We start from the raw sequence: 17,213 nt of genomic DNA, 5'->3' as shown, positions 1-17,213 counted from the left end.
TATAACAGGGCATCAACAGTTTTATCCGGGCAAGTATCACATACAAAGTGGTATGAATTATTCCCCGATCCAACAATAGCAGATGCAATCATGGATAGAATAATACATAACTCCTATATCCTAACCCTTGACTCAAAAAAATCCATGAGAGAAGTCATGGCAGAAAAAACAATTAAAAATATTGAAAAAAATGAAGCACTGGAATAAAATCAACTTACACGACAAGGTGTCCGGATGCTCCGGTTTACTGTCCGGATAAAACCGGAATCGCCGTCCGGATGTGCCGGAATATGCACTCTTTTTATATTTTACTATATTGGTTAAAATTGAAAATAATCCGCTTTATCTTTTGAAACTTTTAAAATTTTAACCCGAAAATTGAAATTATTTATTACAATTTAACTTGGTCTACTTTTGGTTTAAATAGTAAATAATAAGAAAATAATAGTTATAGGGATTTATCTTATCAAATCCCCATAACTATTGAAATCACTCGGTTTGTTTATTAAAATGCAAGCTTTTTATTGAAGTTTTTATGTTCCAATCGTTGAAGTTATTAATTCCAACTCACATGAAAAGTAAGAATTCAATTCTGTTTTTTGTTCTCCATAACCAGACTCTTTGCCACCACATTCATTCTTTTGATATTCAGTGCCGTCAAGTGGACTATCTGCTCACTGACCTTTTCCTGAACCTCTCTCAGGAGCTGTTTTATCAGGCATCCGTATATAAGGACCAAATCCATTTCTATATATATGCCGTCAGGTCTGTTTTCAGCCCTGAATCTGGATATCTTGGACACCCCTTCAATGCCGGAGGTCACATGCTCCACTATCTGATATATTGTGTAATCGGATATCGTATAGTTCCCCATATAGCTAAAGGTGGGACGCACAACAGACTTCTCTCCGACCAGCTGATAGCTGCCTTTTCCTTTTCTCCTGAATATCTGAAGGGGATCTAAAAAATACCCAGAAAAGTCCTTTTTTATTTCAAAGGTCGGAACCGGAATAACATGCTTTCCCTGCTCTCTTCTGGTAGACAAGGCCTGCTTAATCTCATATTCACTGGCTACGTCCGTTATAAATACCTTCTCTGTAACCGGCCCTACGCCAAGCCTGTCCGCTATTGTCTCTACCATTCCGTCTGATGTTCCTATAATCAACAATGCCTGAGTATTATATCTCCTCAAGGTATTAACTACATCCTCAGTATGCTTCTTATCGGTAAACAAGGCTCTCTTTATTGAAGCAATCTTGGTGCTTTCCCTCTTGGCAGAAATGCCCGCAATTATTTGATTGCCTTTTATAAGCAATCCGTCATCTATAATATAATCTGTGCCATGCTCTCTTGCAACCCACGAAGCTCTGTGGCTTTTTCCGGTGCCACTTGGCCCGATAAATCCTATAACCTTCAAAGAGTATTCCTCCTGATAAAATCTGGTTTCCGCTAGTTTATATAATAATATTCTCAGAAGCAGCTCTGCCGCAGCTTATTTTTTATGTAATTAACAACAGTCTCATACAGATGTTTGACCATATAGGGAAAAAGAGAGCCTTAAGACTCTCTTTTTATATTCCCGGACATTTTTCTTTAGTAAATTATTTATAAGCAATTTCTTGCTTTTCTACTGTATATTATAAAAAATTATCTATTGTACGTTATATTTTAGTCTTTTGTAATATATAAAGTACCTCATATGCATAAAAGCAGATACGAAGCAGCTTATTCACTTTTTATACAAAGAAATCTTACAATTAAATATTCCTAATTACACAATATATTGTATTTATATACTCTCCTTTTGTCAATATATATTGCAAAAATATTATGGCAGAAAATACCTGCTCTGTTGCCATTATTCCTTAGTGTCTGATTTCACCAAGTTGTATTCACATATATTACAGCCGCCGCATAAAATAACCTTTCCAACAAATATATTCTTTATTGTATCCAAAAGCTTTTGGTTTTTAAACCTCTCCAAGTTATGAATCACTATACTTTTAGGAGCAAGTGTTATTAATGAGCTTACTAATAAGTCATCATGGTTTATTTCTGTTTCAGGCAATTCATATAAAAAATCCTGCATACATTCATTTGTAATTTCATGCCTTTTTTCATCAAGTAAAATATATTGCTCATCCTTCTGCATTACTACATGCACAATATTAAATTTTGAATCCTGAATTTCCACAAAGTATTTCAGCAGTCTTATAAATTCCTTATATTCTCTTTCTATCAGGAAATCATCCACAGCATTATCTATGACATCCTCAAGCTCCTTTATATAATCCTTCAGCCTGAAATTTATAAAGCCATCCAGAATTATGCTGCTGGAGCCCTCAAAGTATTCCATAAACTTCCTGACAATCATATTTCGTCTTCTTATTTGGAATAGTGTGTTAAAAAATATTTTATCCTCATTCCTTATATTTTTCTGTGAAATACGCAATATATCTTTCTTTTCAGAGGCATTAAAATACCCGTAATTGCTGTTTATCAACCTTATTAAAAGCTTATCTTCATATTCCTGTATAACATATTCAGCAAGTGCATTTGACACGTGATACTTAAGCAATTCATATTTATTTAAGTTCTTAGCTGCCGAACCGTCCTCTTCTATATTACATAATACGGAAGTTGTACCTTCAAAATCCATTTCTTTTACGGAATAATTAATTCTTTTTTCCTTTAGTTGCTGAAGCTCCTTGTCAATTTGTTGTACAATGTTTTCTGCGTTATCGTTAACTCCTATAGAGAGATATTGACATTGCATCAACTTCACTTCCCTTCGTGTGTAGTATATGTCTCGATAAAATTTGTATGCAGTGAGCGTTGTATAATTTATTCCAAAATTCCTTCAAAATATATAACAATAAAAATTAGATATTTAATACTATTTTCCCTTCAGCCAAAGTTTTAACTTTTTTCACCACTTCAAGTCTTTCTATATTATATGCACTGCAAATTTCATCGGTACTACACTTAAAGATTATTTCTGCATTATAGGAATTATCGTACCCAGATCCATTAATCTTTCATCATTAAGCATAACCATGTCTGAGCATTTTAAACTTAAAAAGCTCAATATTTCTTTAAAGTTTTTATGAAAGCTTAAGTTACCTGCAAATGCAAGCTTGTTTTTTCCGAGCAGACCTGTAGCTCCTCCTATAAATCCCATATCAAAGGGCTCCAGCCTTATTGCTTTGTCAGGCTCAATAAGTAAGGCATCAATTCCCGCTGCCGCCGCCTTACTGTGAATATCCTTATCAGATGTAATTATGCTGTTCTCATTGACAATACATGTAAGACATTTTGCATAGCCCTGCTTTACATCAATAAATTTTACGCCTGCTTCCTCAAGAAGCTCTCTAACTACAGGATCCGTATATTTGGTATTATGAAAAGCATATTTCCCCACTCTCGCTACATTATAAGCGATTGTGCCGGGATATCTATCTTTTAAAACCGTATGCCCTTCCTTCAATTTAAAGCCCATTTCGCTGAGCTGATCTGTCAAAGGCTTTGGAGTATTGGGAGCATATACCATCAGATTATCTTCTATATGATGAAGCATAATATCAGGATGATAGGCAATTGCAGAGTACACCTCCGGGTGCGGTAATGTCTGAATTATTAAAATATTCCGCTGCATAAGCGCATTCTTAATTTCAAAGGAAGCTCTTCCGTCAATTATTACAGCTGTAACAGCATCTGTAGGTAAATTTGGCAAATAAACAGGCTTCAAAACACATCCTCCGTCCACCAATTCTGTTAAAATATTAAAAAATTTTTATACAAATAGTAATTTTAGGTATCACACATAATTTTTATATTTCATATTATACTAAAGATGAGCATGTCAGTAATATATTATTTGCTTCTATTATAAATAATATTTTATTAAGCAATTATTACATTTCAATACTAACTGCCTGTTTATTCAGACGGTTATTCAAATACGCCGCATTTCCCGTAAAAAGGAAATGCGGTTTATTACTTTTCAAGAAATTTTTTATCAGTATAAAAAATTATTTGTATTCAGATAATATACATGATTAAAAAAGCTTTAATATTAAGCTTAAACTTTAGTCAAATAAAATATAGAGGGAGTTGTGTGTCCATGAGAACATCCTTGGATAGAGTGGCGTTAATTATAGTAATTATTGGAGCTCTAAACTGGCTTTCTGTAGGATTGTTTAATTATGATTTGGTAGGATCTTTATTTGGAGCTACATCTCTTATTACCAGAACAATATTTACACTTGTAGGTATTGCAGGCTTGTACAGCATAAGCCTGCTGTTCAGAGAACAGGAAACAGTCAGAAATCATTAACTTTATTAAAGTGGCGTTATTTATAACGCCACTTTAATATTTTAACTTCGGCTAAAGGCACAGTTATATATTACAGTAAGGATTGGTGGTTAATACATAAATTTCCGTTATATTTTTTTTAATATTGCAAATTATATTAGTACACCAATAAACTCACTGTTTAAGTGAATATGGTGAAACTTATCTTATAAGGAGGAATACGATTATGGCAAGAAGTAAATCAACATTCGAGAATATGAAGTATGAGATAGCTTCTCAGGTTGGCGTCAACTTAAAGCAGGGTTATAATGGTGACTTGACTTCTAGAGAAGCCGGTAAGATCGGTGGAACAATTACCCAGAAGGTATTTGAAGCTTATACAAATTCCAAGAAATAAGAATTAAAAATTAAAAATAAAAGGATGCCGCTTAAACGGTATCCTTTTATTTTTTGACTTTAACCACTGTTTTTACTATATTTAAATTATGACTTTATTACTTATTGATATTTATATATAATAAATGTGAATACTTACATTGTAGCTTATTATTGCAATGTTAGCCTTAAGCTTTTATGTTATTCAAATATTAAAAAAAGGATGCAGCCATGACAACATTTAAATCTATTTTTTCAAAGCAATTATCCAGACGTTTTCTAGTACTCCTTGCCTTTAGTGCGGTAGTTTACCTGCTAAGAGGGATGGCAAATATGTTTTTGCTTACATTTATATTTGCTTATTTGGGATATACAGCATCAAATTATTTTTTCTCTAAAGCAAAAATAGTAAACTCAAGACTTTTAAAGGCAATTATCATAGCAATCTACTTGGGCATTATCGCAATTGCGGTATCTATTCTCTACAAGTATATTCCTGTAATTGTTTCAGAGCTGAAATCAATAATATATCAGGCCACATTTTTTCTGAACAGAACCTACGATAACGAGACTCTGAACTACATCATCTCACTTATAAAGGATTTTAAGATAACTACTTATATAAGTGATAATGTTGATACCCTTTTGAAATCAATATCAAACATAGGAAAATGGGGCTTTGACATATTTATAGCAGTAATTTTAAGCTTAATGTTCATACTTGAAAAAACCAAAATAGTTAAATTTACATCAGCCTTTCAAAACAGCAAAGTAAACTTCATATATGAGGAATTATCCTTCTTTGGTCATAAATTTCTTCAGTCCTTCGGGAAGGTGATTCAGACTCAGATAACTATTTCTTTTATAAACTGTATCCTTTCCATGATAATGTTATCCATTCTTAAATTCCCTCAAATTTTAGGACTGGGTTTTATGATATTCGTTTTGGGGATGATTCCTGTCGCAGGTGTAATTATTTCTTTGATTCCTTTGACAATAATCGCCTTTAATATCGGCGGCTTTAAGATGATTATATATGTGCTTGTATTAGTAGCAATTCTTCATGCTCTTGAAAGCTACATACTGAATCCAAAGCTTATGTCACAAAAGACAAAGCTTCCTGTATTTTATACTTTTATAGTTTTAATTGTTTCTGAAAATATACTCGGAATATGGGGACTCATTATCGGCATCCCGATTTTTATATTTATTTTGGATGTTTTAGAGGTTAAGCACTTTGACATTGTTCCTCCAGAATCTGAAGCTATAAAATAAGTATTAATTATCAGTAAAATAGGGTATAATTAGCATGAACTTCAAATTAATCTTTTACATGTATCGGAGGTATTTATATGGCTTGCTATAATGTAATGTCAGTATTAACAAATAACAGGGTTGAAAATGTTAATGAAATGCAGCAGGTTCTGACTGAATCAGGCTGCATCATAAAAACAAGGCTTGGTATCCATGATGCAGGCAAGGATTTTTGCTCGAATGAAGGTCTTATTGTTTTGCACCTCATCGGCTCAGATTATGAAATATCATCACTTGAGAAAAAGCTTAATGAAATACCGGGAATAATAGCAAAAAACAGTCAGCTGTGTTCGGACTAGCATTTATACCTCAAGCATAATTTTTCTTCAATGTGACTATACCGGAGGTCAATGCATATGCCTGAGCCAAGGAAATGTAAGCAATGTAACAGGACATTTTTATATACAACAAACGATGACTTATGTTTTAGCTGCATTCAAAAAAATGATATGGAATTTAAAAAAATAAGAAATTTTTTAAAAGAGCACCCCAGAGCTTCCATAGGAACCGTATCCACCATGCTGGACATAAGCGTGGCAACTATTCAAAAGCTTATTGACGATGGCAGGCTGGAAATGGCGGACAAGCTTATTGCTGATGATTAGAAAAGCAGTCTGTTCAGACTGCTTTTCCTTTCTTCAAAGCAAAGTTACACAGCTTATTTTTATCAATTTTAATAACTTCTATACTCACTCCTCATCCTGCTCCCAGCTGTGATAGATATTCAGGACATCATCCAAATCCTCCAGATTTTCCAGAAGCTTATCCATGAACTTAATATGCTCAGGGTCAGCAAGCTTTGTAGTCATATTTGGTATCATTGATATTTCAGCCTGCAAAAATTCATAATTTTTTGCTTCAAGCTGTTCTCTTACAGCTGAAAAGTCAGCCGGGTCTGTAATTACTTCATAGCATTCATCTTCTACGTTAAAATCCTCTGCACCGGCATCCAATGCTTCCATCATCAAGGTATCCTCATCAATCCTGCTGTCTTTTTCTATAACAATAATGCCTTTCTTATTAAACATATAAGAAACACAACCGCTTTGTCCGAGATTTCCTCCGAATTTGTCAAAATAATGTCTGAGATCTCCTGCTGTTCTATTTCTATTGTCTGTGGAGCATTCACATATAACAGCAACTCCGCCCGGACCATAGCCTTCGTAAGTCAGTTCCTCATAGTTTGTAGCATCACCCTCGCCGGCCGCCTTTTTAATACTTCTCATAATATTATCATTAGGCATATTTGCTGCTTTTGCCTTGGCGATAACATCCTTTAATTTTGAGTTTGCAACCGGGTCTGCCGAACCTCCGACCTTAACCGCTATCGCAATCTCTCTGCCCAGCTTGGTGAACACCTTCCCTCTGACAGCATCTGCCGCTCCCTTTTGACGCTTTATATTCGCCCACTTTGAATGACCTGACATAAATACCTCCTAAACATTCTATATAATATTAATAATTTTTTATAAACTTCCAGTTAATATCCACCTGTACAGCTTCATCTGAATCCCGGTTGTCCCTTTGGGACAAGAGATACCGGATATCTCCCGAGATACTGTCGCTCAAAGGCTTTAAACCTTATTATGCTTTAATTGGTAGACACAAATTAAATTATAATAGTAATTCATTAAATAATCAACCTTCCGTCGCTTCCTAATGTGATGAAAGTTTTCTCACCCATATCACAGATTGCCCTGCCATTTGTATTCTCAATTATATCAGCTATAAGCTTTTCCTCTTTTCCTGCCTCTATAAGTACGCATAAGTCAACATCCTGACCATATTGTATGTCTTTGATTATATTGTCATTGCTCATGAGCATATTTTGCAGCCTTCCAAAAAGTGTATATTCAACAACAAGGTTAAGCTTAAAACATAGCTTTCTGGTTACAACCTCTCCGGCTTCTAAACCAAGTGCCGCACTTTTGCTGTATGCACGTATAAGACCTGAGGCTCCAAGCAAGGTTCCTCCGAAATATCTCGTTATAACCACAACCGCATCCTGTATCCCCATCCTCTTAATAACCTCAAGCGCCGGCATACCTGCTGTGCCTGAAGGCTCACCGTCATCGCTGTACCTTTGAATCAGGGTTTCATTGTTTATACTGTATGCATAAACATTGTGTGAAGCATCCCAATATTTTGTTTTCAAGCTGCTTATAAACTCAACAGCGTCAGCTTCATTGGATACCGGCTTAACACTTGCAATAAATCTGGATTTTTTTTCTTCAAGCTCTGCCATTGCAGAATTCAATATTGTCTTATACTCCTGTAACATATTCAGTATGAATTCCTCCGTCCTAACCGTTAAATTGCAGAAATAATTATTTATTTTGTTTATACAGCCTTTAGCCTATATTAATACAGCACTCCCCCTTTAAGTACGGAGAGTGCTGTATTATTTAACATAGCAGAGCTGCTTGCCGCCCGCTTTATTTTCAAGCTCCATTAATACAAAGGTTAAAATTTGCTACTGCTCAGCCTTGTACCTCGAATAAGATACCGTAATAAGAGATTTGTCCTGACTATAGGTAATTTTATTTAAAGCTTCTTCAATTGAAAAATATGCTCCGTCCTTAAAGCTTTCACTTTTATTAATTTCATATTTATCATCCAGGGATTTCATAATGTACCATGTGATTTTATTGCAGACTGGCCTTTGACGTGTAACAGAGAAAAATTCATAATTGGTATTGCCCGCTGAAGTAATAATTTCCGCATTAATTCCTGCTTCTTCTTTTACTCTTTGTATCGCAACCTCGTCAGGATAATCACCATTTTTGATTACCCCTTTTGGGAGTACCCACTCATCCTTCTCATTTTTCAGAAGGAACACCTTTTCTCCTAAAAAAACAACTCCACCCGCGCAGTTTCTAACCAGCATAATCAAAACCCCTTTCCTGATAAATATTTTAAACAAGTAAATTCTAACTAATTAATTCTAATATTATCATACCTTACTTAGTAGCTTTATACAAGAATAAAATCATTAAGCCTGCTAATTTTGTCTATTTTTACAATTGCTCTGACCTTTATTCCTTCCTCAAGGTATTCCTGACTCATTACCTGACCATTCTCATAAATATATGGCATAACCCAGCCATCATTATATGGAACCATAAGCCTTATTTCCCTGAGCCGTTCTTTAAACCCTTCCGTTATCTTCTCCAGCAACTGCTGTAAGCCGTTACCTGTAACAGCTGATATCTCACATACCGATGTATACCCCATCGAGCTTATTCTGCTGCCTCCGGCTGCAATATCCTGCTTATTCAATACAAGAATAGTATTTTTAGTTGTGGCTCCCAGCTCTTCAAGCAGCTTCTCCACCACACTTATCTGCATTGCCGCATTATCATTAGAAGCATCCACAACATGCAGCAGCATATCGGCATGAACCGCCTCTTCCAGTGTTGACTTAAATGCTTCGATTAAATCGTGGGGAAGCTTTCTTATAAAACCTACAGTATCGATAAGTACAGCCTCCCTCCCGTCAGAAAGCATCAGTTTTCTTGCGGAAGGGTCAAGGGTGGCAAAAAGTTTATCCTCTACAAAAACCGATGCCCCGCAAAGCTTATTCATCAATGTGGATTTACCGGCATTTGTGTATCCCACCAGAGCAATAGCAGGAGTATTATTTTTTTCCCTGCCCTCACGCAAAAAAGCACGTCTTTTTTCAGATATTTTGAGTTCACGTTCCAAAGCAGTTATCCTTCTTCGGATATGCCTCCTGTCAACTTCCAGCTTTTTCTCCCCCGGTCCCCGGGTTCCTATACCGCCTCCAAGTCTTGAAAGCTCCGTACCCAATCCGATAAGCCTTGGAAGCTTGTACTTAAGCTGCGCAAGCTCCACCTGAAGCTTACCTTCCTTTGATTTAGCCCTCTGTGCAAAAATATCAAGTATCAGAGTGGTTCTGTCTATAACTCTTGCTCCTGTGGCTTCTTCAATATTTCTTATTTGGGCGCCTGACAGCTCGTCATCGAATATCAGGAGCTGTACATCTGTTGACCGGCACATCAGGGACAGTTCCTCAATCTTGCCCTTGCCCACATAATACGCCGAATCCTGATTCTGCTTTCGCTGTATTACCTTTTTCAGGACAACAGCTCCTGCTGTATTAGCCAGCTCTTCCAATTCATCAAGTGAATCCCGGGCTTCCTTGAAGGATATATCCTCAAATCTGATTTGGGTACTCTCCAATCCAACCAAAATTGCCTTTTCTGCCGACTCCTCATTTTTGTATATATCAGCTCTTGCAGTAGCATCCAGCTCTTCGATTATCTTGTAGATGTAGTTGAGCCTTGTCTCTCCAAGTGCAAAAGGTCCGTAGACATCGGCCTCCTGTTCGGAATTAAGGCAGCCCGTATATATTTCCTTTATTTCTCCTTCTTCTATTCCAATAGCAATCATTGCATCAAGCCTAAGTTTTTGAAGTGTTTTTATGTCAACCTGCGAAAGAAATCCGTTTCCGTTGGGATGAGTATGAATGCATCTTATGGCAGACAATCTGGCGTTTCCACGTCTGTTATCCAACTGCGGCAAAGATGCAGTTCCGCTGTCCCCTATACTTATGTCTACCACAGTACCTCTTCTGCTGATTAAAACCGATATTTCACGGTTAATCTCTGAGGATATTCTCGAAATTGTCTGAGCAAGCTCAACAGGTACCAAATCTCTTGAACCGTATTTCACCTCAAATAAAGCCTCCAGTTCACCTAAAAGCCTCTCTTTAATTGAATCAGTATTTCCGTTTATTTTAATAAAACCAGCCTCCTTTGACTTAGCTAAACCTTGGTAAGTAAAAACATATTCGTTCACTCATCCTATACCGGTTGACCCAAAGCCGCCTCCTCTGTCCATTCCAATACTTTTCACCGAAGCAACCCTTGTCAGAAGCATTTTGGGTACAACCTGCAAAACTATTTGAGCTATTCTGTCACCCTTTCTGATAATATAGGTTCCTTTTTTATTGCCCTTTTCATCAAGAGTGCGTTTTTCGTCCTTAAGTTGATTCTGCCCGACCTCAGAGCTATTATTTACTATTATTCCCAATTCATCCCTGTATCCGCTGTCAATTGTTCCGGGCGAATTAGGAATCCTTAAAGGGGTTTTTAAGGACAACCCGCTTCTTGGTCTTACCTGAATTTCATATCCCTCAGGTATGGCAAGCTTTAGTCCCGTCGGTACAACTACTGTCTCTCCGGGCAATATGCTCACATCCTCGGCAGCATATACATCCATACCTGCGTCCCCCGCATTTGCATACCTTGGGAGAATCGCTCCATCCCTGCACACTTCAACAAAAACTTCAACCGGCATATACATTAATCCTCCTTGTTATTATTATATTTATTTATACTCCTCTCAGCAGATGTCCCTTTGTAAACCCCTTGGCTTTTATTTTTTCAAGAATCCTGTCTTTTTGAGGAAAATTCACATTGTCAATAATACTTTTATGCAAAGCTGCAATATCATATATTTCCCCCGCACTTTCATCCACAAAGCTAAGCCTTATATAGTTTACTCCGGTTTTTACCGCCTGCATCACAAGCTCGGGAGCAAATATCACATTTGAATTAAATATTCTGCTTCTGCAATCAATGCAATCGCATTTCACAGGAAATAGAGCACCCTTCCTGTCCCTCAGATTATAAACACTATCTGGGCAAGCAGTATTGCATTTTTGAAGCTTTTTATTTCCCTCATTGACATTCAAGCTTCCTCCCACAGGGCAGTATTCGCTCGTCATCACAGGTATTCTTCCATACATGCCTATTTCAGACTGAAATTCCTGCGGAAGGCTCATGGAACTCAGCTGAGACAGATTAAGCTCATATGACAGCATTGCTCCCGTATATCCTGATTCCTTCATAAAGTATATTGACGAGCTGTTGAGTATATTAAAGGAATAGTCTCCAATAAGCCTTACGTCATTTCCCAGCTTGTCCCTTAAAATTTTAGCGGTTCCTATATTCCCAATTAAGAAGCCGTCAACAAGCTTGGAAATATCCTGCACCCTTTGTTTAATTATTTCCGAATATCTTCCTTTTGTGACAGACGGTATATATGCAAATATTTCCCTGCCTTCATCTCTGAGTCCCTCCGTAGTATTCAGGACATCTCTGCTGAACAGCTCCGTACATGGCAAGTATAATCTGTCTGCATTTATTTTATCAAGCTTCAAGCTGTCGGATATCGTGTATAGCATTACAGATATTTTTGCTTTATCATTTTTATCATGACTATTTTTTGGGGAAATCGGAACATTTCCCGGGAAATAAACAACGGATTTATATAATTCATCATTTCCCGTTTTTATTTTTTTTCTGCCTGATATTATCCTTTCATTTTCGAGTAACTCCGCTGCTTTACGTCTGATATTATTCAGCTCTTTTACCGGTATTACGACATCATCATCCATATCCATATCAAGCCGGGCAATATTAAACGGCGTCGAACCCGTTTTCCTCAATTGCTCTCTTATTCTCTCCGGGGTCAAAGGCTTATTCAGTGCCTTTTCAGGATATATTTCCCCGGCTGCGCAGACACTGTTTCCGAGCTCGTCCTCCATGCACAATACAGGCAGCTGCCCGATTTTCATTGTATACCTTGCGGTGACATCTACTTTTCTGTAGCTTTTTGCAAAGGACAAGGCAGCCTGCTCCAGCAATTTCTTATCTGATGTCTTGTAGACCTTGCTCCCTCTTTCAACTTTTCCCTTAATGACAGATATCCATACTGTATCGCCTGCACTTGCACACTTAACAAGCTGCCCCTCTTTGACTATTTTCGTAATTATTCCCCCGGGGCTTTCTTCAAATTTCTTATTTGACCATATTTCTACTCCGTCTCCATTTCCCAGTGAGCCGTCAAGTCTTACCTTAACTGAATTTTTGCTCCTGTCCTGCTCTAAAGCAGTTCCGAGGTATGTACCCCAGTTTTTGGGCTTGTCAAAAGACATCATACCGGCTCCGGTTTTACCCCGCAGATATCCTTTTGAGAAGCCGCCTCTGTTAAAGCTTTGCAAAAGCATATGCATATCTTCCTCGGAAACTGTAACTTTATCTGATAAATTCAGCCGCTCTATTTCATCAAGATATTTTCTATAGATACCGATAACAGTCGCCACATATTCCGGGCTTTTCATTCTGCCCTCTACCTTCAGAGAGGTTACTCCTGCTTCAATCAAGTCACTCAAATCGTCTATATGGCAGATATCCTTTGAACTTAACAGGTATCCGCTTTTTATATTCTTATTATCCTTTTGTATGGAATATGGAAGCCTGCATGGCTGGGCACATTTACCCCTATTTCCGCTTCTTCCGCCAATAGCACTGCTCATAAGGCATTGCCCCGAATAAGAAATACATAGTGCTCCATGAACAAAAACCTCAATTTCAGACTTGGTACTGCGGCATATATCTTTTATTTCTGAAAGTGACAGCTCCCTCGCCAGAACAATTCTGTCAAAGCCCATTTTTTCCAGCTCGCTCACACCCTCACTGCTATAAGCGGTCATTTGGGTACTGGCATGAATGGGAAGCCCGGGCATGGCTCTCTTTAAGCTTGATGCAAGTCCCATATCCTGTATAATAAATGCATCGACCCCCATTTCATACACCCTTGCCGCATACTCGACTGCCTCCTGCAGCTCTGAGTCTAAAACAAGTGTATTCAAGGTCAAATATATTTTTACGCCTCGAGCATGTGCATAATCAACAGCCTTCCGCAGCTCTTCATCATCAAAATTCCCCGCAAACTGTCTTGCATTCAGCAGCTTTCCTCCTAAATATACCGCATCACAGCCATTTTCCACTGCTGCCAGAAAAGCATCATAGCTTCCTGCAGGTGCCAAAAGCTCTACCTTTTTATTAAAGCCCAAATCGCTACCTCCAAACATATTTCTAAACAAACCCAAGCTGCGTTCAAAATCAGCTTAAAAGCTTAATTCGACTGAAAAATACGAAATAAATGTCGTCCTTGATATAAATATCCTCGCGACAGCTTGAACCGTAATTGACTTTAGTCAGCATACGATATTCTGTGAAAATAGCTTAAGCACAAACGGCATTATGTCAACTAAAGAACTTATATGCATATTTACAGCTTCGGCTTTTTTCCCTAATATTATTACAGGCACTTTGTTCATAGTATGTGTCGGCACCGTAGAATCCTCAATATTCCCATGATCGCTGGTAATAATAAGAACATCCTCTTCAAAGTCCATCAAGCCGATAAGCTCCTCCAAAAAGCAATCCAGCTTTTCTATAACACGGACAGCCTCATTCATATTTGCAGTATGCCCTGCAATATCAGTCATAAAATGCTCAAACAGGGTAAAATCATTTTGCCTGCTTAACTTGTACAGATTTTGCGCGGCCTTTTCAGGAGTGACAGTCTCGACATCGTAGCCTGAGCCTTTAAGTATCTCACCTGTAATATCGTGGTATACCCCTGCATCCTTAATAAAGGATGAAACCGTTTTAAACTTTATATTTGCCGCCATACCCATTACCGAGGTCACAGAAGGTCTGCTTCTCCTGTCAGTCATATCCAGCATTCTGGCCAGATATTCCTCTCTGTAGACATTTGAGCTGTCAACCTTTAAGCCCATTTTAATCAATTCTCCGAATATATTCGTCCTGTATATTATTTCCCTGAGAGTGGCTGTGGGCTGTCCGCTCATATGCCTGTTCAATACCGCCGGTGCATTAATTCCGGTAAATATGGAGGTCTGTCCCGTAGCACTCTGCGGAAGCCCTTCCACACCCAATGCAGCATCCGCATAAAATGCCGCTTCATCTATAAGCCTTGCCAAGGTTAATGTTTTTGTTGCATATATTGGATTCGTCTCTTTATTTTTATTTCCTCTTCCTACTCCATCAATAAATACAAATACTACCTTCATGCTTGTATCCTTACACCTCCTTTGTACATATTGCCATGAGATACCCAAATAGCAAGAAAAAAGCCAGATGAGTATATATACCCTCCAGCTTGCTAATAAGCAGCGCTCTATCTACATATCATATCCAATTGCCGGTTTTTGTATCATAGCCTTATTACTTTTATTGCTCTTGTCAATCGAGCTTCTGACTTCTCCAAGCTCTGCCTCTCTCTTTGCCAGCTCAAGCTGAAGGGATGTGTTCCTTGAAGACAAGGTGCTATTCTCTTCCTTTAGCTGAGTATTTTCGCTTCTCATACGCTCAAGCTCCAACCTCATGGCTTTCTTATCCTTATCTAGCAGCGCCTCATTTTCACGGCATTTAAAGAAGTCATCCGCCACATTCAGAGCAGTTAATACAGCTGCAAGTGAAGTACTGAGCCTATTATTGCGAAATAAAATTTCATTCATTTTTTTATCGATGTATAAGCCGATTTTCTGCATATATTCGTCAGATTCGACTCCTACAAGCGTATAATCATTACCGGCTATTCTTATAACAACCTTATTTTTTGAAGTCAAGGTAAATCAGCTCCTTTAAACTTGCCTAATTACCTTGATTATACTATATAATACTATATTTCGGCAAACATATTATTTTTCTTTTCAGGGTGTATCTATCTTACCCTCATTAGTTTGCCTGTTTTAGGATCAACCATGATAACCCAATACCCAAAGGCTCCGTATTTAGGTTTATATCCCTCCGTCTGAGCCCAGCTTCCCATGCTGCCGAACGGATTTTCATCAATGCTGTACACACCGGGCACTCCGCATATAAAAAGCTCCTTGCCGGAATGCCTGTCTTTTCTGACTCCAAAAATGATATATCTGTATTTATAGTGTGCTAACATTACTTTGGGATTAAAGAGCAGGTAAGTCCTTATGTTATTTCTGAACAAAATATTATTCAGGTAGCCCGGGCTGTTTATTTTCCACCAATTGAAATTTCTGCTTTTCATCTTGAACGGATTGTAGCTTTCAAAGCTTTTGTCCAGCTCCTCAAGTAAATCAGGCATACTTAACTCTTTTCTGATTTTATCCTTATCCATTTCAATTGATGATATATCCTTAAAATTTTCTTCTACCGAGCCCAGTATATCATTGTCCTCCGGTACAGCTCCCGTTTCCTTTTGATCGATTCTGGCTGTTGATTTATCAGTACTGTATATATTTTTGATTATAGCTTCAAACTTTCCTGAGAAGTTAAGCTTCACGTCGTTAAAGAGTTCTGAACTGTTTTGCCGTGATATGTCATCATTTTTGAATGCTTCCGGCATTTCATTTTTTGTAGTATCCCTTATTTCCTCTGCCAAGCCCTGCTCTTCATCAGGGTTATCATGCTCTTCCGTTTTTTTTGTTTGTTCGGCTTCTGAATAAGCATTCTCTTTTTTATTATTATCTATTCCGCGCGCCGGAGCTTCTTCATCTATATTATTTGAGTCTTTTATAAGCTCTTTTTTATCAGCATCTCTGTTATGAAATAATTCAATTACATTGCTTTTCATTTCATCCGCATCCTGCTTCGAGCTGTCGCGAGTTTCAGAATTATGCACTTCCGCCTTGCATTGATCTTTTCTTTTAATACGGATAAGCTTCTCAAATTCATTTCTCCAGACAGTCTCCGATTTTGTGTAAGCGACGAGAGGGCAGCTGAAGGAAGACGCATCCTCCTTCAGCATTGCCATAACCGCATAAATATTAATATTATCCAGCGGTACATCCCTTGAGCCTACCCGATTAATATCCGTATTTATTTTTATATCAGCTCTGCCATTTGTAATAGGAATATCACAAATAATTGTATACTTTAAATCCTTATCATCTTTTTTCATGCCATAAAGCTTATATTCCATGTCTTGTCTATTTTGCAAGTTGCTCAATGATAACTGCAGCTTTGCCAGCTCACCATTTGTTTCAACCTTTATATAGCCTGCCGGATTGGCAGTGTCACTATCCATGCTTTTAAATATATGAAATTGCTTTTTATAATTATTAGTCATGGTGAATTCTCCTTTTGTAAATTTATAGAAACCTGTAAATAATTTCAGCCTGATTAAAGTCAAGATTAAAATCCAAGCTTGGTAAAAAGCCGTCTAAAAGCATAATTTGCCTAAAAACGATACATATCGTACCGATAATATATCGTGCTAAGGCTCATAACCGTAATTGACTTTAGCCATTCTTTAACATTAAAATATATGATAAATTCTGAAATTTATGACACTCTTCTGTACAAAAGTGAGAAATGATGAATTGCTTATG

Annotated in this window: 18 protein-coding genes; 6 read left to right on the top strand and 12 right to left on the bottom strand. The window is 37.4% G+C overall.

Translation table 11 applies throughout. The features are described 5' to 3' along the window. Nucleotides 1-207: ATP-binding protein (locus LY28_RS05120; protein ID WP_165835490.1), on the top strand; the 207-nt coding region annotated here is incomplete at its 5' end. A gap of 379 nt (nt 208-586) precedes the next feature. Here LY28_RS05120 and LY28_RS05115 read toward each other — a convergent pair. The 3 genes from LY28_RS05115 to LY28_RS05105 all read right to left on the bottom strand — a co-directional run bounded on the left by LY28_RS05115 (nt 587) and on the right by LY28_RS05105 (nt 3,748). Then, complete coding sequence (locus tag LY28_RS05115; protein WP_110461100.1) at nt 587-1,417, bottom strand: Asp23/Gls24 family envelope stress response protein; 831 nt, start codon at nt 1,415-1,417, stop codon at nt 587-589. Nucleotides 1,418-1,858: 441 nt separating this feature from the next. Continuing rightward, a complete protein-coding gene (gene ytxC / locus LY28_RS05110) occupies nt 1,859-2,776 on the bottom strand; it encodes a putative sporulation protein YtxC (RefSeq protein WP_110461099.1) in 918 nt (305 codons plus the stop codon). A 216-nt stretch (nt 2,777-2,992) separates the two neighbouring features. After that, a complete protein-coding gene (locus LY28_RS05105; protein ID WP_110461098.1) occupies nt 2,993-3,748 on the bottom strand; it encodes a DUF6873 family GME fold protein in 756 nt (251 codons plus the stop codon). Nucleotides 3,749-4,123: 375 nt separating this feature from the next. Between LY28_RS05105 and LY28_RS05100 the strand changes: the two genes are divergently transcribed. The 5 genes from LY28_RS05100 (at nt 4,124) to LY28_RS05080 (ending at nt 6,609) form a co-directional block, all read left to right on the top strand. Then, the gene (locus LY28_RS05100) at nt 4,124-4,336 is read left to right on the top strand and encodes a DUF378 domain-containing protein (RefSeq protein ID WP_110461097.1); all 213 of its coding nucleotides are present in this window, start codon (nt 4,124-4,126) and stop codon (nt 4,334-4,336) included. Between the two features lie 205 nt (nt 4,337-4,541). Beyond that, nucleotides 4,542-4,712: an alpha/beta-type small acid-soluble spore protein gene (locus LY28_RS05095; protein ID WP_110461096.1), complete on the top strand. Its 171-nt coding sequence runs from the start codon at nt 4,542-4,544 to the stop codon at nt 4,710-4,712. 209 nt (nt 4,713-4,921) lie between these two features. Beyond that, entirely contained in the window at nt 4,922-5,965 is a 1,044-nt protein-coding gene (locus LY28_RS05090; protein ID WP_110461095.1) for an AI-2E family transporter, read from the top strand. Nucleotides 5,966-6,042: 77 nt separating this feature from the next. Beyond that, the gene (locus tag LY28_RS05085; RefSeq protein ID WP_110461094.1) at nt 6,043-6,303 is read left to right on the top strand and encodes a CPF_0552 family protein; all 261 of its coding nucleotides are present in this window, start codon (nt 6,043-6,045) and stop codon (nt 6,301-6,303) included. A 57-nt stretch (nt 6,304-6,360) separates the two neighbouring features. Further along, complete coding sequence (locus LY28_RS05080; RefSeq protein ID WP_110461093.1) at nt 6,361-6,609, top strand: MerR family transcriptional regulator; 249 nt, start codon at nt 6,361-6,363, stop codon at nt 6,607-6,609. Nucleotides 6,610-6,693: 84 nt separating this feature from the next. Here LY28_RS05080 and LY28_RS05075 read toward each other — a convergent pair whose 3' ends face one another. The 9 genes from LY28_RS05075 to LY28_RS05035 form a co-directional block, all read right to left on the bottom strand. After that, nucleotides 6,694-7,431 (bottom strand): YebC/PmpR family DNA-binding transcriptional regulator, encoded by a 738-nt coding sequence (locus LY28_RS05075; RefSeq protein WP_110461092.1) that lies wholly within the window; start codon nt 7,429-7,431, stop codon nt 6,694-6,696. 203 nt (nt 7,432-7,634) lie between these two features. After that, nucleotides 7,635-8,285, bottom strand: coding sequence for a YigZ family protein (locus LY28_RS05070; protein WP_110461091.1), 651 nt, complete (start codon nt 8,283-8,285; stop codon nt 7,635-7,637). 192 nt (nt 8,286-8,477) lie between these two features. Continuing rightward, nucleotides 8,478-8,891 carry an NUDIX domain-containing protein gene (locus LY28_RS05065; protein ID WP_110461090.1) on the bottom strand — a complete coding sequence of 138 codons (414 nt, stop codon included), beginning with the start codon at nt 8,889-8,891 and terminating at the stop codon, nt 8,478-8,480. An 86-nt stretch (nt 8,892-8,977) separates the two neighbouring features. Beyond that, nucleotides 8,978-10,825, bottom strand: a complete 1,848-nt coding sequence (hflX, locus tag LY28_RS05060) for a GTPase HflX (RefSeq protein ID WP_242981156.1) — start codon at nt 10,823-10,825, stop codon at nt 8,978-8,980. Beyond that, nucleotides 10,826-11,326: a dUTP diphosphatase gene (gene dut, locus LY28_RS05055; RefSeq protein WP_110461112.1), complete on the bottom strand. Its 501-nt coding sequence runs from the start codon at nt 11,324-11,326 to the stop codon at nt 10,826-10,828. A gap of 34 nt (nt 11,327-11,360) precedes the next feature. Further along, nucleotides 11,361-13,889, bottom strand: coding sequence for a U32 family peptidase (locus tag LY28_RS05050; RefSeq protein ID WP_242981155.1), 2,529 nt, complete (start codon nt 13,887-13,889; stop codon nt 11,361-11,363). A 144-nt stretch (nt 13,890-14,033) separates the two neighbouring features. Then, nucleotides 14,034-14,915 carry an alkaline phosphatase family protein gene (locus LY28_RS05045; RefSeq protein WP_110461088.1) on the bottom strand — a complete coding sequence of 294 codons (882 nt, stop codon included), beginning with the start codon at nt 14,913-14,915 and terminating at the stop codon, nt 14,034-14,036. 111 nt (nt 14,916-15,026) lie between these two features. Then, entirely contained in the window at nt 15,027-15,473 is a 447-nt protein-coding gene (locus tag LY28_RS05040; protein ID WP_110461087.1) for a cell division protein ZapA, read from the bottom strand. A 95-nt stretch (nt 15,474-15,568) separates the two neighbouring features. Next, nucleotides 15,569-16,951, bottom strand: coding sequence for a hypothetical protein (locus LY28_RS05035; RefSeq protein ID WP_110461086.1), 1,383 nt, complete (start codon nt 16,949-16,951; stop codon nt 15,569-15,571). Nucleotides 16,952-17,213: the final 262 nt, after the last annotated feature.

The sequence above is a fragment of the Ruminiclostridium sufflavum DSM 19573 genome (genome assembly GCF_003208175.1).
GTDB classification, from domain to species: domain Bacteria; phylum Bacillota; class Clostridia; order Acetivibrionales; family DSM-1351; genus Ruminiclostridium; species Ruminiclostridium sufflavum.
The sequence above is the reverse complement of the archived record's forward strand: the minus strand, read 5'-3'. Positions and strand labels throughout refer to the sequence as shown.

Coding starts and splice junctions, on each gene's coding strand:
- LY28_RS05035 (WP_110461086.1), bottom strand. CDS start 16,951: ATGACTAATAATTATAAAAAGCAATTTCATATATTTAAAAGCATGGAT.
- LY28_RS05080 (WP_110461093.1), top strand. CDS start 6,361: ATGCCTGAGCCAAGGAAATGTAAGCAATGTAACAGGACATTTTTATAT.
- ytxC (WP_110461099.1), bottom strand. CDS start 2,776: ATGCAATGTCAATATCTCTCTATAGGAGTTAACGATAACGCAGAAAAC.
- LY28_RS05090 (WP_110461095.1), top strand. CDS start 4,922: ATGACAACATTTAAATCTATTTTTTCAAAGCAATTATCCAGACGTTTT.
- LY28_RS05065 (WP_110461090.1), bottom strand. CDS start 8,891: ATGCTGGTTAGAAACTGCGCGGGTGGAGTTGTTTTTTTAGGAGAAAAG.
- LY28_RS05095 (WP_110461096.1), top strand. CDS start 4,542: ATGGCAAGAAGTAAATCAACATTCGAGAATATGAAGTATGAGATAGCT.
- LY28_RS05075 (WP_110461092.1), bottom strand. CDS start 7,431: ATGTCAGGTCATTCAAAGTGGGCGAATATAAAGCGTCAAAAGGGAGCG.
- LY28_RS05045 (WP_110461088.1), bottom strand. CDS start 14,915: ATGAAGGTAGTATTTGTATTTATTGATGGAGTAGGAAGAGGAAATAAA.
- LY28_RS05100 (WP_110461097.1), top strand. CDS start 4,124: ATGAGAACATCCTTGGATAGAGTGGCGTTAATTATAGTAATTATTGGA.
- dut (WP_110461112.1), bottom strand. CDS start 11,326: ATGCCGGTTGAAGTTTTTGTTGAAGTGTGCAGGGATGGAGCGATTCTC.
- LY28_RS05085 (WP_110461094.1), top strand. CDS start 6,043: ATGGCTTGCTATAATGTAATGTCAGTATTAACAAATAACAGGGTTGAA.
- LY28_RS05070 (WP_110461091.1), bottom strand. CDS start 8,285: ATGTTACAGGAGTATAAGACAATATTGAATTCTGCAATGGCAGAGCTT.